Source organism: Nostoc sp. MS1 (assembly GCF_019976755.1).
Taxonomy (GTDB): domain Bacteria; phylum Cyanobacteriota; class Cyanobacteriia; order Cyanobacteriales; family Nostocaceae; genus Trichormus.
Map to the genome: position 1 here is coordinate 4,124,580 of NZ_AP023441.1, position 18,581 is coordinate 4,143,160.

The 18,581-nt window shown below is 39.6% G+C and carries 17 protein-coding genes; 3 read left to right on the forward strand and 14 right to left on the reverse strand.

From position 1 onward, the window contains the following. Positions 1–13: 13 nt before the first annotated feature. From NSMS1_RS17835 to NSMS1_RS17865, 7 genes are all read right to left on the reverse strand, one after another. Positions 14–877 (reverse strand): Tab2/Atab2 family RNA-binding protein, encoded by an 864-nt coding sequence (locus NSMS1_RS17835; protein WP_224086083.1) that lies wholly within the window; start codon positions 875–877, stop codon positions 14–16. A 65-nt stretch (positions 878–942) separates the two neighbouring features. After that, positions 943–2,232, reverse strand: a complete 1,290-nt coding sequence (locus tag NSMS1_RS17840) for an endonuclease (protein ID WP_224086084.1) — start codon at positions 2,230–2,232, stop codon at positions 943–945. A 96-nt stretch (positions 2,233–2,328) separates the two neighbouring features. Continuing rightward, on the reverse strand, positions 2,329–2,667 hold the full coding sequence (locus NSMS1_RS17845) for a DUF6464 family protein (protein WP_224086086.1): 339 nt from the start codon (positions 2,665–2,667) through the stop codon (positions 2,329–2,331). Between the two features lie 281 nt (positions 2,668–2,948). Beyond that, complete coding sequence (locus tag NSMS1_RS17850) at positions 2,949–3,404, reverse strand: hypothetical protein (protein ID WP_224086088.1); 456 nt, start codon at positions 3,402–3,404, stop codon at positions 2,949–2,951. A 446-nt stretch (positions 3,405–3,850) separates the two neighbouring features. Then, positions 3,851–4,396: a hypothetical protein gene (locus NSMS1_RS17855; protein ID WP_224095266.1), complete on the reverse strand. Its 546-nt coding sequence runs from the start codon at positions 4,394–4,396 to the stop codon at positions 3,851–3,853. Between the two features lie 277 nt (positions 4,397–4,673). Then, positions 4,674–6,026, reverse strand: coding sequence for an OB-fold nucleic acid binding domain-containing protein (locus NSMS1_RS17860; RefSeq protein ID WP_224086090.1), 1,353 nt, complete (start codon positions 6,024–6,026; stop codon positions 4,674–4,676). A 726-nt stretch (positions 6,027–6,752) separates the two neighbouring features. Next, positions 6,753–7,685, reverse strand: coding sequence for an aldo/keto reductase (locus tag NSMS1_RS17865; RefSeq protein WP_224086092.1), 933 nt, complete (start codon positions 7,683–7,685; stop codon positions 6,753–6,755). Between the two features lie 312 nt (positions 7,686–7,997). Between NSMS1_RS17865 and NSMS1_RS17870 the strand changes: the two genes are divergently transcribed. From NSMS1_RS17870 to NSMS1_RS17880, 3 genes are all read left to right on the forward strand, one after another. Next, positions 7,998–8,852 (forward strand): aldo/keto reductase, encoded by an 855-nt coding sequence (locus NSMS1_RS17870; protein WP_224086094.1) that lies wholly within the window; start codon positions 7,998–8,000, stop codon positions 8,850–8,852. Positions 8,853–8,977: 125 nt separating this feature from the next. Then, complete coding sequence (ilvC, locus tag NSMS1_RS17875) at positions 8,978–9,973, forward strand: ketol-acid reductoisomerase (RefSeq protein ID WP_224086095.1); 996 nt, start codon at positions 8,978–8,980, stop codon at positions 9,971–9,973. 151 nt (positions 9,974–10,124) lie between these two features. After that, positions 10,125–10,934 (forward strand): EndoU domain-containing protein, encoded by an 810-nt coding sequence (locus NSMS1_RS17880; RefSeq protein WP_224086097.1) that lies wholly within the window; start codon positions 10,125–10,127, stop codon positions 10,932–10,934. 162 nt (positions 10,935–11,096) lie between these two features. Here NSMS1_RS17880 and NSMS1_RS17885 read toward each other — a convergent pair whose 3' ends face one another. The 7 genes from NSMS1_RS17885 to NSMS1_RS17915 form a co-directional block, all read right to left on the reverse strand. Continuing rightward, a complete protein-coding gene (locus NSMS1_RS17885; protein WP_224086098.1) occupies positions 11,097–11,888 on the reverse strand; it encodes a COP23 domain-containing protein in 792 nt (263 codons plus the stop codon). 160 nt (positions 11,889–12,048) lie between these two features. Then, positions 12,049–13,647, reverse strand: coding sequence for a M48 family metallopeptidase (locus tag NSMS1_RS17890; protein ID WP_224086100.1), 1,599 nt, complete (start codon positions 13,645–13,647; stop codon positions 12,049–12,051). 245 nt (positions 13,648–13,892) lie between these two features. Next, complete coding sequence (gene rpsU / locus NSMS1_RS17895; RefSeq protein WP_224086102.1) at positions 13,893–14,078, reverse strand: 30S ribosomal protein S21; 186 nt, start codon at positions 14,076–14,078, stop codon at positions 13,893–13,895. A 125-nt stretch (positions 14,079–14,203) separates the two neighbouring features. Continuing rightward, entirely contained in the window at positions 14,204–14,530 is a 327-nt protein-coding gene (locus NSMS1_RS17900) for an RNA recognition motif domain-containing protein (protein ID WP_224086103.1), read from the reverse strand. A 461-nt stretch (positions 14,531–14,991) separates the two neighbouring features. Next, entirely contained in the window at positions 14,992–16,032 is a 1,041-nt protein-coding gene (gene speB / locus NSMS1_RS17905; protein WP_224086105.1) for an agmatinase SpeB, read from the reverse strand. A gap of 273 nt (positions 16,033–16,305) precedes the next feature. Continuing rightward, a complete protein-coding gene (locus NSMS1_RS17910) occupies positions 16,306–16,968 on the reverse strand; it encodes a PEP-CTERM sorting domain-containing protein (RefSeq protein ID WP_224086106.1) in 663 nt (220 codons plus the stop codon). Between the two features lie 716 nt (positions 16,969–17,684). Then, complete coding sequence (locus NSMS1_RS17915; protein ID WP_224086108.1) at positions 17,685–18,572, reverse strand: alpha/beta fold hydrolase; 888 nt, start codon at positions 18,570–18,572, stop codon at positions 17,685–17,687. Between the last annotated feature and the right edge of the window lie 9 nt (positions 18,573–18,581).

The following is an 18,581-nucleotide window of genomic DNA, read 5'->3' on the forward strand; positions in this document are numbered from 1 at the left end:
CCCCCCACCCCAATTAAGGCAAACCCACCTCTTGTAAGAGCCAAAATCCCGCAAAAGATTCTGCTTGGGAGTCGGACTGTACCCCGATGAAATGTACACCTTTAGCTTTTTGTTTGGCGGTTTCAAAACCTTGGGCTTCTTCTAAAACGGAAGGATTCTTGATATTGGCTAAAATCCAGCTTTCTGTAGCACCAGTTTCTAAAAGTAATCTTGTTCCTTGACTGGTATCTACTCTCAAAAAGCCCAATTCTAAGCCAGACATCCAGCCGGCTATGGGTAAGGCTCTAGGGGAGAAAATTAACACACCAGGAATGCGTGTTTCGGGAGATACCTGAGCCAAATTTAAAGGGAATGCTTCGGTAAAGCCAATGTCCCACTCTGACATTTCTGCTAATTCCGCAGCCGACAAAGAAACAAATACCCATTTTTGCCCTTCTAAGGCATCAGGTAAGCGTTGGGGTAGAGGACTGTCCAAACGTACCGAGGGATTTGTGCCTCCTTGATAACCTGGTTCTTGAGGATAAACCTCTTCCATGCGCTGCTGGAGCCATTCATAAAGCATCAAAATACGCCGACTAGGCATGGCGGAAATGCCTGCATCCTCGCAAGCCTTAACAATCATGTTATTCATTTGGCGGCGGAAAAAGCGGATTTTGTTTGGCGCTTCTCCAGCTTTGCTAATAGCCTCTTGGATAGCTGTCTTTAACCAAACAGAATTTACCTCCGTATTAGGACAATATTTTGCAAAGCGAAATAAGGTGTCCGTATTTGTCCGAACATCTGTGGGGCTTTCACAAATTAAAACTTCCCAAACTTTTTTCTGATTTTCGTCCAAAATCGGACGAGAGTAAAAATCTAATTCCCAAATACTGCCCATGTTCTGCCGTATATATCTGGCGAGTTTATTTTTTGTTTATACTCTCACTCTACCAAGATTGGTCATTAGTCATTAGTCATTAGTCCATAGTCAACAGTTATTCTCCCCTGCTCCTCTGCTTCCCTATCTCCCCCATCCCCCCACCTGACAGGTGTAGGTTTTTTACAATTAGGAGGAATTGAAGCAAAAGAAATCGTCAACAGGAGTATGAGGAAAAGCAAACTGGGAAGATGAATAGGAAGATGGTTGAGTAAATCAGCAATCAGGGTCAACAGGCCTAACAAAAAACAAGAAATCTGACGCTGAGGATGAAGGTGGAAAGGCTGAGAAAAGACAACATGTCGAGGTGGAAGTTGTTCGAGAGTTGGGGGAGAAGATTGATTTTCCGCTTCGCCCCCCAGCATCACCATCCAAAGAGTGGCAACAGCGATGGCTAACCACAAACGTTCAGCACGTTGTGGTGAGAGCAAACGAGTATGATGCCAATCCCAACCATCTCCTTTGACATCCCGATAAACACATTCTGTAGAAGGACGTAAACCGTACCAGAGTGCAGAGGCGCTCATGGGTTCAAGGTCAGTCAAAATCAACCAAGGGTCTTTGTAACCAAAATCCCAACGGGCAAGCAATGTACATTCAACGGGATTGGTGACAAAGCAAATAATTCGACCTGACCAAGATGTTCCAGGGGTACAAACCACATCTTTTAGTGGATGCCATGTATTCCCAGATGGCAGGCGATAAGTTCCTTGATGGTTAATACGTAAAAACGGATGCCAGCCAGCAGCCACAATCAATTCATACAACCAACAAGCATACAGTCCTCTGTCAGCAGTGACTATGACATCAAACTCAGTTGGGATGGCATCTTTGATTGCTGTGAGCAGATTGTGCCAATGCCCTTTCCAACTTCCTGGCTCATGTGCTTTGACCACACACCATGCTATCGGGATTCCACAACCCGCCAAGAGTATGTTTACTGATAAGACTACAAACTTATTGCCGATACTGGTTGCGTCTAGTGCTAGCGCAATACGCTTGATATTGGTAGGTAGCAAACTGATCACCCATAACAGCAATGGCGCAAAACAACTACTTACATCTAGAGTCCGACGATGAAGCCCTTTTTTGGCAGAGGCTTCCTCATACCATTCTTTTAATCTTTGACGTACTGTATTTGCCTTTTCTGAGTTGACTTGAGCTATGAATTTTGACACTTTGCTCAAGCTACTTGATCTTGTCATCACTATGCCAAAACTCCATGTTGCCAGCCCTACCACTTGTGGTAACGTCAGATGTGGCATTTTCTGTGACACTATATTTGTCCATTGTTTGAGGTACTCATTTTTCAGCATTTGAGCCTCTGTTTCACTTTGTCAGTCTGCTTTTATTTTCTGTCAAGCGTGAATGAATGCTCACACTCTTGTAAAAAACCTACACCTGTCAGCTCCCTACTCCCCACTCCCTATTCCCCACTCCCTACTTACCAACTCTTTGGGTTCATAATAACGGCAACCTTGACAAGGGCCGCTGGGATTGACGGCACAACGGAGATAGCCGGAGCGAGCATTATACTGGCAACTGATATCACCAATTAAGTAACCTACCCCTTCTAAATAATAGCGATCGCTTTCTAACGGTCTGAGATTTTGCTGTAGCCTCGCTCTAGAAACATTGATTGCTGCTTGTCTGAGGCGTGAACTTGTCCGTGATTGGGCTTTTCGCATTACCCACAAGGAGAACATGGACGGTAACAAACCAATGACAATCAATAAAAGTGTTCTTAACACCTTCTGTTAACCTCTTTTTATAGGCTGCGTCTTTGCCTCCACAAGCAGTTGTTCCTATTGCTTGCTGAGAATGGCAAGGGTTTTATGGCATATTCAATCAGCATAACTGTTACAGCTAAAGCGGTAAACTGTTATGTAATCTACAGAACTTTAAGATTTGTTTATTGGTCATTGGTCATTAGTCATTAGTCCCTAGTTATTTTCTTCTGGTGTTTCCCTGACCCCTGCTGTATATGTGTGTCAATCTTAAAGTGGAACGATCTTTGGGGCAGGTTGCTTCCTCAATGTCTAATTTTTTTATATTTTTTGGCTGTAGCTTTTTTCTTGTGGGTACGCTGACGCAGTTGCTGCGCTAGTTGTGCAGCTTCTCTTTCTGCTTTAAATAAGTCAACTTTCCTTGTTGTTAACATAAATGTTCTATCTGACTTTTGTTTCACCAAAGGAACGCTTATAGGTGAATACTGACAAATGTTGATAACAGATTGGTTGTCATTCTCATTTAAAGAGTTGAGTTGGCTATTAATTTTACTGGCTATGGTTTTAAGTTCTAACATCTTTGTTTCTAACTCCACTGCCATCTGATTAATGTGTTGCACAACAGTCATCAAATGCTCCCACCTACTGTTCAAGGTGTCTGGTTGGGGTTGTAGCGGTACTATGGCATTTGTCACTTTTACCTGCGGCAGCATTAATGGCAGGGAGAGGGTAGTTTTGTAGCTAGGTTCGATTTGTTTCATAGATGTTATCGCCAACCTACTGAGCCTGAATGGCATTTCTATACATTAAGTACAATTGTACTATACAGTATAAAAGTGGAAGTTGATACACCTAAATATATTTTTAATGATGCCAAATCTACCAAAGTATATAAACATGCTTAAATTTGGCGGTCGCATTTATAAACGCAATCCCCCAGGCTATGTTAATTACTAAGGCTGCATTTTTACTACCTTATACTTTGTAATAAAAAATACCTAGAAAACTATTGTCTGTGTATTGATAATACTACCCCACACATACTTCTCATAAAATAACCAAACTAGCAAAGTGTATCAATTTTCCGATATATCTTTGTGCCTCTGTGTCTTTGTGGTTAATAAATCGTATATCCTATCCTTGTCATGCTACGAATGCGTAGGCGTAGCCCGTCGTAGACATCGCGATCCATAATGTTTAAGAATAATTAAGATGGATGATTATGCTTATAATTCCTACGCCACCTTTCTAAATTATCTATAGAGATAGATTTAGTCATCACATTGACACAATTTCCACGCCAATCAATCTCTGAGTCTGTAGTAAAGACACCACATTCCAACTGTTCAGAGGGAATATCCCAATATTCACCAAACCTACTTTTTAAAGTAATTACCTGCTCAAATACCTTATTTCTGTGCTTGTTCCTGCGTTTTCTTTCAGTTGCGCCGGTTGCTTCTGTATCAATAAACTTTGTCTCAATTAAAAACAGACTACCTTGAAATGTCAAATAGACAAAATCGCACTTACCTAAATCTGTATAATCAGCAATTGGAGACTTTTCAAACAAGAGCAATTCATAACAAGAGGGAAACAAGTTTTTGATATTTAAAAAGAGGTAAGCTTGCAAAAGCAATTCCTTATCATAAGGAAAAGCAATTACCCCTTCAAAAAATCGCTTGATGTCCTCCTGAGTCTGGGGTTGAATTTTTTTACAGTAAGAAACAAATTTACTTAAATCATTAGCGATCATCAAAGTATTAACTCCTTCCCCTAGCTCTTGCCGCAAGACTCATGGCATAAAAAGATACCATTTAATACAGGAAAACATCATCCGCATAAGTAACGAAAAAAACTATAAAAAATAGAAGTATCTACGGTAATATACTGTTGACATAATTGTCTAACTAATGATGATCTGACCTCAGTAATACGGAGAAATTAGTCCATAGTCAACAGTCCACAGCTTTCTTCGTTGTCTCCTTTGTCTATTACCTTGTGGAAAGCTGAAGCTACATCTTCCTAAAATCTTATGAACCACCAATTAGAGGTTTCAGTTGTGCAGGAAAGCTGGCGTTTTGCAGTGCTTGAACAGTAATACGAGCATCTTGGACACAAAACTGCCAACCTAAACGTACTAAGCGACGAGAATTTGCAGATTGCACAATTCCAATCACAGGCATTTTTGCTTTCTCTTTATCTCCACACTGCTCTTGCAGGATGGTTTTTAAGCGATGTAATTCTTCAATATTAGCGGCTTGTTGAGGTTGCAGTTCTACCATTACCATTTGCAAAGTTTCTACTGGTTCTGCATCTTCTACGATTAGTTGAGTTTGGTCGTCTCGTCGGTCTACTTTACCCCAAATAATTAATCTGACATCAACTTGTAGTTGAGAATTTATACGCTCGTAGGTTTTGGGAAAAACGACTGCTTCTGATTGCGATGTTAAATCCTCAATTTGCAGAATTGCCATTGCATCGCCTTTCTTTGTCATGACCTTTTTTACACCATTAAGCATGACAATTACACACAATCTGCTGTCTTCTCGCTGTTCTGATAATTGAGAAAGATTAATAGGTGTTAAAAGTGGTGCTACTTGTCTTAGAGATTTTAAAGGATGATCTGATACATAAAACCCTAACAATTCTTTTTCTAAACGTAACTTTTCTTGTGGAGGATAATCTAACACAGGTTTAGCTTTAGGTGCAGTTTCAAAGGCATTATTAGCTGTTTTGGAATTAGTAGAAGCAAATCCTCCTAATAAATCAAACAGGTTTCCTTGTCCACTTGCTCTATCTCTAGCGCGAGATTGCGCCCAATCATAGACTAATTCTAAATCTTGAATTAACTGGTGACGATTTGCTTCAATTTTGTCAAAAGCTCCACAGTAAATTAATGATTCTAGTGTGCGGCGATTAACAGCACGCAAATCAACGCGATCGCAAAAATCAGCTAAGGATTTAAACTCGCCAGTTGTGTTTCTCGCTTCCAAAATTGAGGCGATCGCATTTTGTCCCACATTTCTAACAGCTGAAAATCCAAATAGTATCTTTCCGGCTGCTGGTGTAAAATCTACGCCAGAGCGATTGATATCAGGCGGTTCTATCTGAATATTCATACTCAGACATGTGGAAATATATTTCTGTACCTTGTCTGTATCATTGCTGTTAGCCGTCAGCAATGCAGCCATATACTCCAATGGATAATTAGCTTTTAGATAGGCAGTTTGATAAGTGACATATCCATAAGCAGTTGAATGGGATTTATTGAAACAATTAGATGCTACTAAACCATTTTTAACTAAAAAATTATGATCCTGCTCAACACCAATATCATAGACATTTCCTATACCTACAGATTTACTGCTGACTATTTTAATCATTTATTCCACCTCTAAATTAGTCGTTGTCTCAGAAATTATTAATATATTTACGTAGGCTTCAATTTTTACTTAAACCCATATTATATAATCCAATGTCAAGTAAACAATCTGTTCCCTTATCCTAATTTAACTAAAATTATTAGCTTATATATTTGGCAATTTTTTGCCAAATTTTGCTAAATTACCAGTAACTAGTAAAAATATAGCTATTAAACATCTATTTGCTGTTTAATTATTTAAAAGCGATGGGACGGGAAATAACTGAAACCACGACAAGTAAATGATTTTGACAAGAATATGGGGGTGTGGACTTACAGGTATTCCCAATCTTTACACCCAGCATTAAAAGATAAGCTTTATGAAGGCTAACGCATAAAGCTTAAGCATTACATTAAACAATGCTCAAAACAAGGGAAAAATATCTAAATCCCAAAATTGGAATGTATATAAAACTTATATAAGAATCCGATTTGATTTCTGAAAAAATCTAAGTATATGTAGGGTGTGTTAGCGACAGCGTAACGCACGTAGCCTGATGCTTTGGATGCGTTACGGCTTACGCCTAAAACACCCTACACATCTGCACCCATAAAGGGATGCAGCTTGAAAATTTTAGATTTGCGATTTTAGATTTGTTCCGCCGACCAGGAATGGGTCTTGAATCAAGAAAAATAATTCAAAATTAGTACGGCCTTTGCTTTTGCATTATTATGCCTTATACCTAAACTATTTTGGCATTAACTTTTGCAGACGCTGCGGTTCTTCTCCTAACCAAGCTGGGTTTTGAGCGGTACTATCAAAAATAGATGAGGTTTTAAATGGTTCAAACTCTCCGCGTGAGGCGGCGGCGGCTGTTTTGGCTAAGAGATTCTGTACTTGCTGTTCGTCCATTGGCTGAAATGTCTGCACTGCTTCTATAGCTTGGTCGAGAATATTCATACTATCAATTCCTGCTATTAAAACCGATGTAGGTAGATTCAAAACGTAGTGCAGACATTCAATCGGCTTAACAGTATTTGACTTTAACAAAATACCGTTAGCGAAACTTTTCATCCCTAAAACGCCAATATTTTGTTTAACTAATTCCGGTAAAACCAACTTGGCAAAACTCCGGTAGTGAGCATCCATAACATTAAGCGGCATTTGCACTGTATCAAATTTAAAGCCGCGCTCAGAAGCCACTTCTAACATATGTAGATGAATATGGGGGTCTTTATGCCCTGTAAAGCCAATATATCTGATTTTCCCGGCTTCACGCGCCTCTATAAAGGCTGCATTCGCGCCTTCTTCGTCAAAAATGCGATGGGGGTCTTCATAGCGAAGAATTTCGTGATGTTGGACGAGATCAATATGATCGACTTGTAGACGTTTGAGTGATTCATCTAATTGTTTTGTAGCTTCTTTTTTAGAACGTCCATCAATTTTCGTCATCAGAAATACTTGATCACGGTAGCCGCGCAACGCTTTTCCCATGCGTATCTCACTTATCCCGCCGTTATAGTCCCAACTGTTATCCATAAAGTTGATACCACGGTCAATGGCTGCGTGAACAATGCGGATACCTAGTTCCTCATCTACGTACTTTAAACCAATGTGCCAACCACCCAAACCAATTGCCGAAACTCTTTCCCCTGTACTACCAAGAACTCGGTATAACATTTGTAAATTTTACTGAATGAATATACACAACTCAAGGTCAATTCAAACACAGGAAAAATTTCTCAAACACTTCCTACGGATACAATCTTGAGTCAATAATTACTAATTCATAATTCGTAATTGAAGAGGGTACAAACATCTACTAAATCATTCGTGCAGGGTTTTTTAGAGAAGCGGCTTGAGTTCTTCAATTAACTCATGCGATCGCCATAAGTTTTCCAAGCAGGACTAAAGTCATGACTACAAGCTGATTGTCAAAATAGCTGAACCAGTTATTAGATAGTTAGTGGCGCTATGAAATAAAGCGGAAGCATGGAAACTAAACAGCTAGGAAAAACAGGTGTATCTGTCAGTGCGATCGGTTTGGGTGGGATGCCAATGTCGATATATAATCGACCTCCAGAGTCGGATTCGATTCAACTTATCCATCGTGCCTTAGATTTAGGAATTACATTTATTGATACTGCCGACTCTTATTGCAAGGATGAGTCAGACAAGCACCACAATGAAAGACTGATTCACAAAGCACTCAGCAGTTATCCAGGTGACATCAGCCAAGTGGTTGTAGCTACTAAAGGCGGCTTGATGCGTCCCAATGAAAGCTGGACACGCAACGGAAATCCAGAACACCTACGGCAAACCATTCGCGTGAGTTTTGAAGCTTTGGGCGGTGAAAAACCTATTGATGTATGGCAATACCATTCTCCAGACCCAGAATATACTATTGAAGCCTCTCTTACACCTGTGAAAGAAGCTGTACAGGAAGGTTTGATCCGATTTGTCGGGGTGTCCAATTTTTCTGTAGAACAGATTAAACGGGCGCAGGATGTGGTAGAGATTGTGTCAGTGCAGAATCAATATAGTCCTTGGGAACGACAGCCTGAAAAAGATGGTGTTTTGCCGTATTGTGAAGAAGAAGGGTTAACATTTTTACCGTGGAGTCCCTTTGGTGGTCGTCGTCGCCATCAAGATTTACAAGATATTCCCGCGATCGCCCAATTAGCCAAAGCCAAAGGTGTATCAGTCTACGCTATTGTATTAGCATGGCTACGTGCCAAATCAAGCGCCATATTACCTATCCCTGGCGCAAGTAAAATTTCCAGTATTGAAGACTCAGTAAGCGCTGTCAATGTCAAACTAACAGAGGAAGAAGTGCGAAAGATTTAATTTGTTAACTGTCAACTGTCAACTGTCAATTGTCAATTGTCAACTACTTGTACCCGTGGTAACACAATTTGGGGTAAGATCAAAAGCCTGCCAATAAACGATGCTTGCTGACAGGAGATGCTTGTATGGCCCGGATGTACTATGACGAAGATGCCAATTTAGACCTTTTGGCTGGAAAAACCATTGCAATTATCGGCTATGGTTCTCAAGGTCATGCCCACGCTTTAAATTTAAAAGATAGTGGTTTGAATGTGATTGTGGGTCTATATCCGGGTAGTAAGTCAGCAGAAAAAGCTCAAGCAGCTGGGTTGACTGTAAAAAATGTGGCGGATGCTGCTAACGTTGCTGACTTCATCATGATTTTGTTACCTGATGAGGTACAGAAAACAGTTTATAAAAACGAAATTGAACCAAATTTGCAAGCAGGGAATACTTTAGCTTTCGCTCACGGCTTTAATATTCACTTTGGGCAAGTTGTACCACCTGCGGATGTGGATGTAGTGATGGTAGCGCCAAAAGGCCCTGGTCATTTGGTACGACGTACTTATGAACAAGGTCAAGGTGTACCAGCTTTGTTTGCGGTTTATCAAGATGCTAGTGGTAAGGCACGCGATCGCGCATTATCCTATGCTAAAGGTATTGGTGGTACTCGTGGCGGTGTTTTGGAAACAACCTTCCGCGAAGAAACTGAAACCGATTTATTTGGTGAACAAGCTGTATTGTGCGGTGGTTTGAGTGCTTTAATCAAAGCTGGTTTTGAAACCTTAGTAGAAGCAGGTTATCAACCAGAACTCGCTTATTTTGAATGTCTACACGAAGTTAAATTAATTGTTGACTTGGTGGTAGAAGGCGGTTTAGCGAAAATGCGCGATAGCATTTCTAACACTGCTGAATATGGTGACTACACCCGTGGCCCTCGCATTGTTAACGAACAAACTAAAGCTGAAATGAAGAAGATTCTCAGCGAAATTCAATCGGGACAATTTGCACGGGAATTTGTGTTAGAAAACCAATCTGGTAAACCCGGATTTACTGCCATGCGTCGTCAAGAAGCTGAACACCCAATTGAAGAAGTTGGTAAAGACTTACGTGCTATGTTTAGCTGGTTGAAGAAAGTTTAAAAAAATTAGTTGACAGTTGACAGTTGACAGTTGTTTTCACTGATAACTGATAACTGTTGAATAGCTAATCAAGGCGCAACAGCAGTAAAAATTGCTTTGCGTCTTTGGTTTTTTAGTGGTAAATTATCAGCAAAATTCTCAACTTAAATTTATGGCAAACCATAAGTTTCAAAAAGTGCTGAGTATCTTTGCTGCTTTATTATTGACTTATCCAATTCTACAAGCACAAGCACAACCACAGCAAAGATTATTACCTTTTTTTGATAACGAAAATAACCCTGTTCCCGTAGGTTTTCCTAAAGGGCAACAAGTAGATATTACACCACCACCACCCCAATTAAATGCTTTTGACCAAGCTGTATTGAAAACCTGTGGCCCTATTGGTACAAGAGTTAATCCTAGTAAATTTAAAGAGTTGCTATCGACTTATCCCAATGTTTTAGCAAGGCTACAAAAAGTTAGCGGCGGTGAATTGCGTCCGGGACGGAAGAAAAAGGCTCAATTTATTGAAGATTTGACCAATATTTGGTTTCAGCGTAAGGGTTTTGAACACATTTTTTGTGGGGAAATATATAACGCTAATGATATTGGTGGCTTGCATTTTTATGGTAGATATTTACAGCTACAACAAGAGGGTATTGGTGGACGTTTACCAAATAATCAGGGACGAGAAGAAGTTGTCCCAGGCGTGATTTATACGTTAGGCGTAGTATTACGGCAAGGGAACCGGACGGTTACAGATGTGATTAAAGGTTACGGCTATCTCAGCAATGCTGAAGAAATGTTGACAGATGCGACTCAAATCTTTAAAAAACAAGGTAATAGAGAGGGTACTTGTATTTATAATGTCCGCGATCAAGATACTGGGAAAACTTTCTTTACAGTTTTTGTTAGGAAAGAAAAGGCAATTATTACTTATTATCCAGACGCTACTCCTCAAGGGGCAAAGTGTAGGCAATAATTCGTAATTCGTAATTCGTAATTTACAATCCTGCTACGCATTTTGTAGTACACAGAACTAGCTTTTAGAGCTTGTATCTGTCAATGGATTTGGAGCAATAAATAGGGTGAGCAAAAAGCTCACCCCTTGATAAATGTACATATAGGAAAATAACAATCAAAATTAGCGGAATCTATCAGGATTAAGGCGAGCAGGAGCTTGATTTTGATTAGTAGATTGATTGGGAGATTGGCGACGAATAGCTATACCATTTCTTAAGTTTCTGCCTGTTCCTCCATCTCTAGAATCAAGGTATGGTTTCAAGTCAATCCCACTTCTGGATGAACTCGCGCGATTATTACGATTACCTAAAAGTCCACCTAAGTTGTACAGATTGTTGTTTCCTCTGTAAGTATTAACGGCTGTGGTTTGTTGACCGTTATCAGCAGTGACTAAGTTTTGGAAAACGTTATTACGTACTGTGTAGGGGTCTTGGTTGCGAGGTACTGTGAAGACAATTCGACAACTTTGATTTGCATCGGTAGTGACACAAACGACATTTTCGTTATTAAGTACAGATACCTGAAGTTCTTGCAAGCCATCTGGACGATAAGTTTCTAATCTGCTGGCGATCGCTTGACATCTTCTTTGAGCATCCCAACCACCACCTAAGTTTCTCGGTGCTGCCCAAGGAAAGAGTTGACCGGGTTGACTTTGGGGTTGATATACTACGGTAGGCTGTCCACCGATATACTGACAGCTAAACCGGACGTTACCATTAACATTAGTGGAAGGATATGTATTTGTTGATGTGTCTACCGGATAGGGATAGTTTGGATCTGTAGATGTTGATGAACCGGGTACAGTTGGCACAACAACACCATCATCATATTGAGCCAATGCGACCGAATTACCCACGATAAAGGATAAACCCACACTTCCCAGCAAAATAAATTTCCAGGTTTTAGATAACATGATTGCTCCTCAAATGACGAAACTTTAGATTAGTCATTAGTCATTAGCTAAAGGTTTTGATTTATGGACTGTGGACTCTTGACTATAGACTAGCCCAACGAGAAATTTATTACACGCAACTTTAGTGATGATTTAGTTGACGCAAAATTTTACGTTTAGTTCATTCGGTAGGCTGCTTTTTTTCCTCTGTTTCTTTTTTCTCTCTTTCTTTTTTTTCTTTAAGGAGTTTGTTGACTCTGGCTTGAATTTCTACATGGCGTTGTATACCCTCGTAGGCATAGCGGTTGTAATTGCTGCGAGTAATTAAGTTTTCTAGATAAGTAACTCGCTCGTTGCCGCCTGGGTGGGAGGATAACCAAGTGGGAATGTCATATTTCTTTTGCTTTTCTAATGTCACCATCAGGTTACGCAAGCCGTCAGCAGCATAACCACTAGCAACAATTAATCTTGTACCTAAAAAATCTGCCTGTCGTTCCATATCCCGGCTGTAATTGAGGGCGAAAAGTTGTCCAATGGTTCCACCGAAGGGGAGATATTGAGTAACGTTAGAGATGAGGTTGCCTTGAGTAATTAATTGAAAGCCGTGGGAGAGGACAACGTGAGATAATTCGTGTCCAATTAAACCAGCTAATTCTGCTTCGGAGTTTGCTTTAGCGATCGCACCTGCATTAATAAATATTTTCCCTCCAGGTAAGGCAAAAGCGTTTAGTTCTTCTTCGGGAATGACAAAAAATTCGTACTTAAATTCATTTCTACCAGAGACTTTCGCCAATTTTTGTCCAATATCATTGACGTAGGCTAAAATCTCATCGTCAATCACTAAAGGTAATTGTTTTTTTGCTTCTTTAGCCACCGACTCACCAATAGACTTTTCGCCTTGCAATAACAAAATGGTGGAGTCGAGGGCAGAAAAAGGCCCCAATAAACTACCAGTCACCGCATAACCCAATGCACCTGTGATGATGTTACTAATCACATTACCTCTAATCTCTTCACGAATGTGAGATTGATAGCTTTTGAGATTGTCATCGGCTAATTGAGTAAATTCTGGTGCTTGTGGGTTGTTAGGGTTGAGAATAGCAAACTGCCTCGCAGCCAAAGATGCTTCCATCCATTTTTTCGCCTCAGCCAAGGCTTTGACTCTAGCTTTAATTAATTCTGGTTCATTAGGATAAAGGGAAGATCCTCGTTCTAAAACATCTAATGCTTCTTGAGTGCGATCGTATTTTGTGAGAACTTCAGCATAGCGAATTTGTCCCAATATAAATTCGGGATATTGTTCTACTAATAATTGCAGAGGTACTAAAGTTTTTGTTTGTAGCTTGCTGGCTATTCCTGCCTGTGCTTCTCGCCAATATACTTTCCCGGCTGGTGAGAGTTGGGTAGGATCTAGGATGGCAGGTTTGCGTTCTTGGGTTTTACCTGTCTGAGGAAATGGGGTTTTGACTTCGCGGTAAATCTTCTCAGCCTCAGCCATTTGTCCTGCAAGATAAAGTTTATCTGCTTGGATGAGTTTTTGTTGACGGGCAAGTTCTTCTGGGCTGAGTTGCGGTTGAGATGAAGATGAGCGTTTTAGGGCATCTCTAAGCTTTTGGTCATTAGGATTTTCTGGCTTAGGTGTGCTAGTTTGTTGCGTGGGGGCTGGAGGTTCTTGGGCTGGAACTGCTACTGGTTGAGTGAAAATAATTAAAAGCGTTGTGCCAATTGATAGTAATATCCAGTTCAAGGCTAGCAGCAGAGACTTACTGATCCGCTTCATGCTGTGTTCCACCTAATATAAAAGGCTCTTATATTAGGTTATGAGCAATCAGGTCATTCGACTAGAGCGATCGCCATTGCTTTACACTAACTACTAAAAGTTTGCCTTACGTCTATAAGTTAATTAGTGACATGGTGGGTAATGCTAATTGGGAATCGGTAATGGTATAAAACAATTCCCAATTCCCTATGACCCATTACCCATTACCAACCATATCGTCTGTAATTAGCCAGCCTTATTAATTCCTAACGAAAACGTCGTTTAGACTGCCTGTGTTTGGCGATTTCTTTACGCTTGCGTTTTTCTATAGGCGTTTCAAAATGACGATGCTTCTTAATATCAGGCATAATTCCTGCTTTAGAAACTTCTCGCTTAAATCGGCGTAAGGCTGACTCGATACCTTCATTTTCGCCAACTTTGATCTGTGTCATGATATCTCCTATTCAATTGAAATTCTTGGCTCAATAGGGGTCAAGAATTGAGTTAACTCACCGGAAAAAAAAAGGCAGACATATGTCTGACTTTAAGAATTTCTCTAAATTCTTCGTTTTAAACCTTAGTAACGGGAACGTCCACCGCCACCGCCACCGTTATATCCTCCTCGGTTGCCACCACCACCAAAGGAACCTCTATTATTATCTTCTTTGGGCTTGGCTTTATTAACTTTTAAATCTCGTCCCATCCACTCAGCACCATCAAGTCCATCGATTGCTGATGCTTCTTCTTCATCTGAACTCATTTCCACGAAAGCAAAACCGCGTAGACGGCCTGTTTCACGGTCAGTAGGTAGCACAACCCGTTTTACAGAACCATATTCTGCAAAAACGTTGCTGATATCCTCTTGCGTAACTGCGTAAGAGAGGTTCCCTACATAAATTGACATTACATTCTCTCCAAAATCAAAGCTGTGTAGAGACTTAAGTTTCGGAGAGAAGTCTGTAAATACCAAATGGAAAAGCCAGTTAATACTAAAAACAAAGACTATCACCGATTTAATTCTCACTGTCTATGATGACATAGAAATTAATCATTTGCATGAGTGGTTACTGTCAACAAGCAAAACAAGCGGCCAAAATAAATTGACTTATAAAGCCAAAGCTATTGAGATACAAGGTTTTTGAGATTTTACTTTTTCAGTGTTTACAAATATTACAAATAAAAATTACATTTTTATTTAATAAGTATAGTTCAACATTTTTTAGTTTCTTTCTAAAAACTATACTCAAGATAGATGTTATAAATTTGCAAATAGTATAGCTTCTTTTATACTAAGAGTTAAGCTCAGGTTAAATGCGATCGCCCAACGGTAAAAACATGATTAGGTAGGCGATCGCCTACTGCAATTTATAATCGTTGGGATAAATTCATCAAATTCGCTAATTTATAAACAACTCTTGCCCCTACATTACCATCCCACTCACCATCCCCAACCTCGCAGACATCAAAGCCAATAATTTTTCTGCCACTATTCACCAATTCACGGAATAGACAAAAAACTTGTTCCAATTCCAACCCACCAGGAACAGGTGTACCTGTACTTGGACAAAGTTTAGGATCTAAACCATCTGCATCAAAACTAATGTGGACGTGTTCCGGCAAATGATGAATAATTTCTCGGCATAATTCAATCCAAGTAGTACCAGCGTAGAGCTTTTGTTTGATCAGTGGGTCATAGTATGCCACAATTCGACCTTGGGATTGGTCAATCATTTGCACTTCATCATGACTAATATCGCGTAAGCCTACCTGCACCAGCTTGGAAATTTGCGGTAACTTCAACCCATTAAACATAATTGACGCATGAGAAAATTCAAAACCCTCATAAGCGTCGCGTAAATCTGCGTGTGCATCAATGTGTAAAATCCCAAAGTTAGGGTATTTCGCTGCTAATGCTTGGAAATAGCCCAAGGGTGAACTATGATCTCCACCAATGACAGCGACTTGTTTACCTTGATTCATCGCTGTTTGACATTGATCAAACAGCCATTGATTTACCTGTTGAGAAGCCTGATTAATTTCTGTGAGTACGGGGGTTAAATCTGGTGTATCTGTGAGTAATTTACCCTGTGCTAACCGCTCAATAATTTGTGCTGCTAAAGTCCGGTAGTAATTATTCTTCTCTATAATGTCTTGGGGAATGTCTACTAAAAAAATTCCTTGTTTCCAACCATCAGGGTTATCGAAGTCGAATAAATCCAGTTGTACTGAAGCATCAAGGATTCTTTGGGGACCGTTGGCTGTACCTGCACCATAGGAAACCGTAACCTCCCAAGGAACTGCAAAGACAATTAAATTTGCAGAATCATAATCAAATGGCAAACCTAAGAGATTGCCATTAATTTCACCCACGCCGCTAGGGTTATAGTCTTGGAGTTGATTAATCATTGATTACCTGATGGATTTACCTGGGTAGAAAATATACTGCCGTAGAACTTCTGTATTTTAGCTACATTTCCATCAGTAAATGATTTGTAGGGCAAATTGTGCAATAAGTTAAGTGTAATTGGCGATCGCTCTCACAAATTCAGCAGTAGACTCATAAGGTAAAACATTTCGTCCCAGTATTTTCACACCGCAATCTTATGGCGATGAAAGAAACTGCCGTATTGCTTATGAGTAGATACGGCAGCCATGAAGTAAAATAATCCAGAAATGAATTTATGCTTTATTGACTTGCTGTTGACGCTTGTAGAGAGAACTTGTACCTAAAGCACCAAACATTAACAATCCCAACATAGAAGCTGGTTCAGGAACAGAAGTTGAGTTAGTAGTACTTGTTAAGCTGACATTATCAAGTAGTAATCCAATGTTATCGCCACCAGCACCTGCAAAAGCTAAATTAGCAGTTGTGGCTGAAGCAACAGTAAAAGTCCGGGTAAAGGTTGTAAAACCTTGGCTAAATGGTAGTGTAAATGTTTCATTAAACAAGCTACCTAGAGATACCGTCACAGAATCAGCAAAATTCACTCGTTGATTGCCTGCTAGTTGGAAAGTAAGGTTAACGACATCACCAGCATTAAAAGCAAATGAGGTTTTAGATGAGAGTATACCAGCATTTGCTGTTGAACCATCTAAATCTACGTAACGTCCATTGCCTGGTTGTAAGTCAAAAAAACCTGGATTACCGATTAAGTCCACGGTTCCGTCTGTCACATTCCAGTTAGCGAAAGCATTATAGTTCAACTGCAAAGATTCAGTATCAAAGTTGTCTTGTAAAAGAACTGCTGCTTTGGCGGAACTGGATGTAGCAACTCCCACAGAAAGAACTGTTACTGCTAATCCAATTTTTGCAAAGCTCTGGATCAAAGTTGATTTCTGCATAAGACTCTTTTTCCTAAAGAAGATGAATATTGAGGATTTATAGTAAAAATAGACACATAGTCTATATATAAACAAATGTGAACTAGCCTTTTTAGGCGATCGCGCAAGTACATAAGGTAAAAATTACCAGTATTAGCAATTTTTCTTATCTTGATACTGCTATGAATGTGATTTACTCTGTATTTCCTCAATAGACATTTTCTAAATTATGATAAATGTACTTATTCAGCTAGAGTAGTCTTACACGTTCACAAAAAAAACATATTGGTCATAGTGTCATATAATTCGCTAAAATCTAGCTACAATAGGGGCTAACATACATTTTTCCCTTTCAATATCTGGTTTAGTAACAATAAATTACTTATATAAATACACTATATACTTTATGCAAGATTTACATTGATATACAGGTTTTCAACGTCATACCATTTTATGAAATGTTTGATACAGTCGATGTGCAAAGCGCCCCTATCGTCAATTCATCTGTTACAAAGATTTTTTGTGGTGGTATCACCAGACAACAACGGTTAACTCTTACGTCTAATTCAGATAGAAATGGAATTTGCTTTCCAAAATAATCTCATTATCAGTAGAGTATACAATACTCAGTCTACGTGATTTCAATATTTCAGTATGAATCATACAGAGTTTTTGAAATTTTTTCTTTGTCGAACGAAGTTTGGTTTGTAGTAAATACTTCACAAATGTGTAATGGGCTACAAGTTGCTTTGGGCGATCGCTCTCACAAATTCAGATGTAGACTCATAAGGTAAAACATTTCGTCCTGGTATTTTCACACCGTGAGCTTGTGGTAAACAAGCAAGGTAATCGGCTAAAGTGTCATCAGCCGTCTGTGTTTTCCCTTCTTTACTAATACTTGACGCAGCTTCACCCAAAACTACAAGTGTGGGTTGTTTGATGGTAGCAATCAAACTGCTATAGTCTTTCCGCCAAAACCCAGCGAGAAAAGAAAATACAGCGTGGCGGCTGTCTGGATTTGCTGCACCTGCAACTAATGTATTTAACCACTCTGCATCTACACTATCGGCTAATGCAAATAATTGCTTGGTGGAAAAAGAACTGAGAAACTTTGGTGTACGTGCGTAACGATAAAAAGCATTACCAACAGGCGAGTCAAAAATATTCCAAGCTAATTTTTGTTGCCAATCTGGGGCTTTTTTGGTAATTACTGGCCAAGTTGGCGGCCCAGAAAGTACGAGTTTAGCAATTAAGTTTGATTCCAACTGCACTAATTCTAGAGCCACAGGAAACAAAGCACCTTGTACTACTAAAATCACAGGTGTTTGTACTACAGTTTGTAGGAAATATTGTAATTGCTCTGCCCAATCTTTGGGAGTATAAGCTACATGGGGTTTATCACTTTCTCCGCAGCCTAATAAATCTGGATTATAAATCAGATTTCGTTGACCGCTACTGTACCATTCACGCACAAAACGTTGCCAAAATTTACCAGATAAGCCGACACCAATAGGATGAATCAATAGTAAAGGTAGACCTTCAGCTTGAGAATTTGGTGCTTGATAAACCTGATATGCACATTGATAATTTTGCCAATTATAAAACTGGGTAGATGTCGTTTCCATAAAATTATA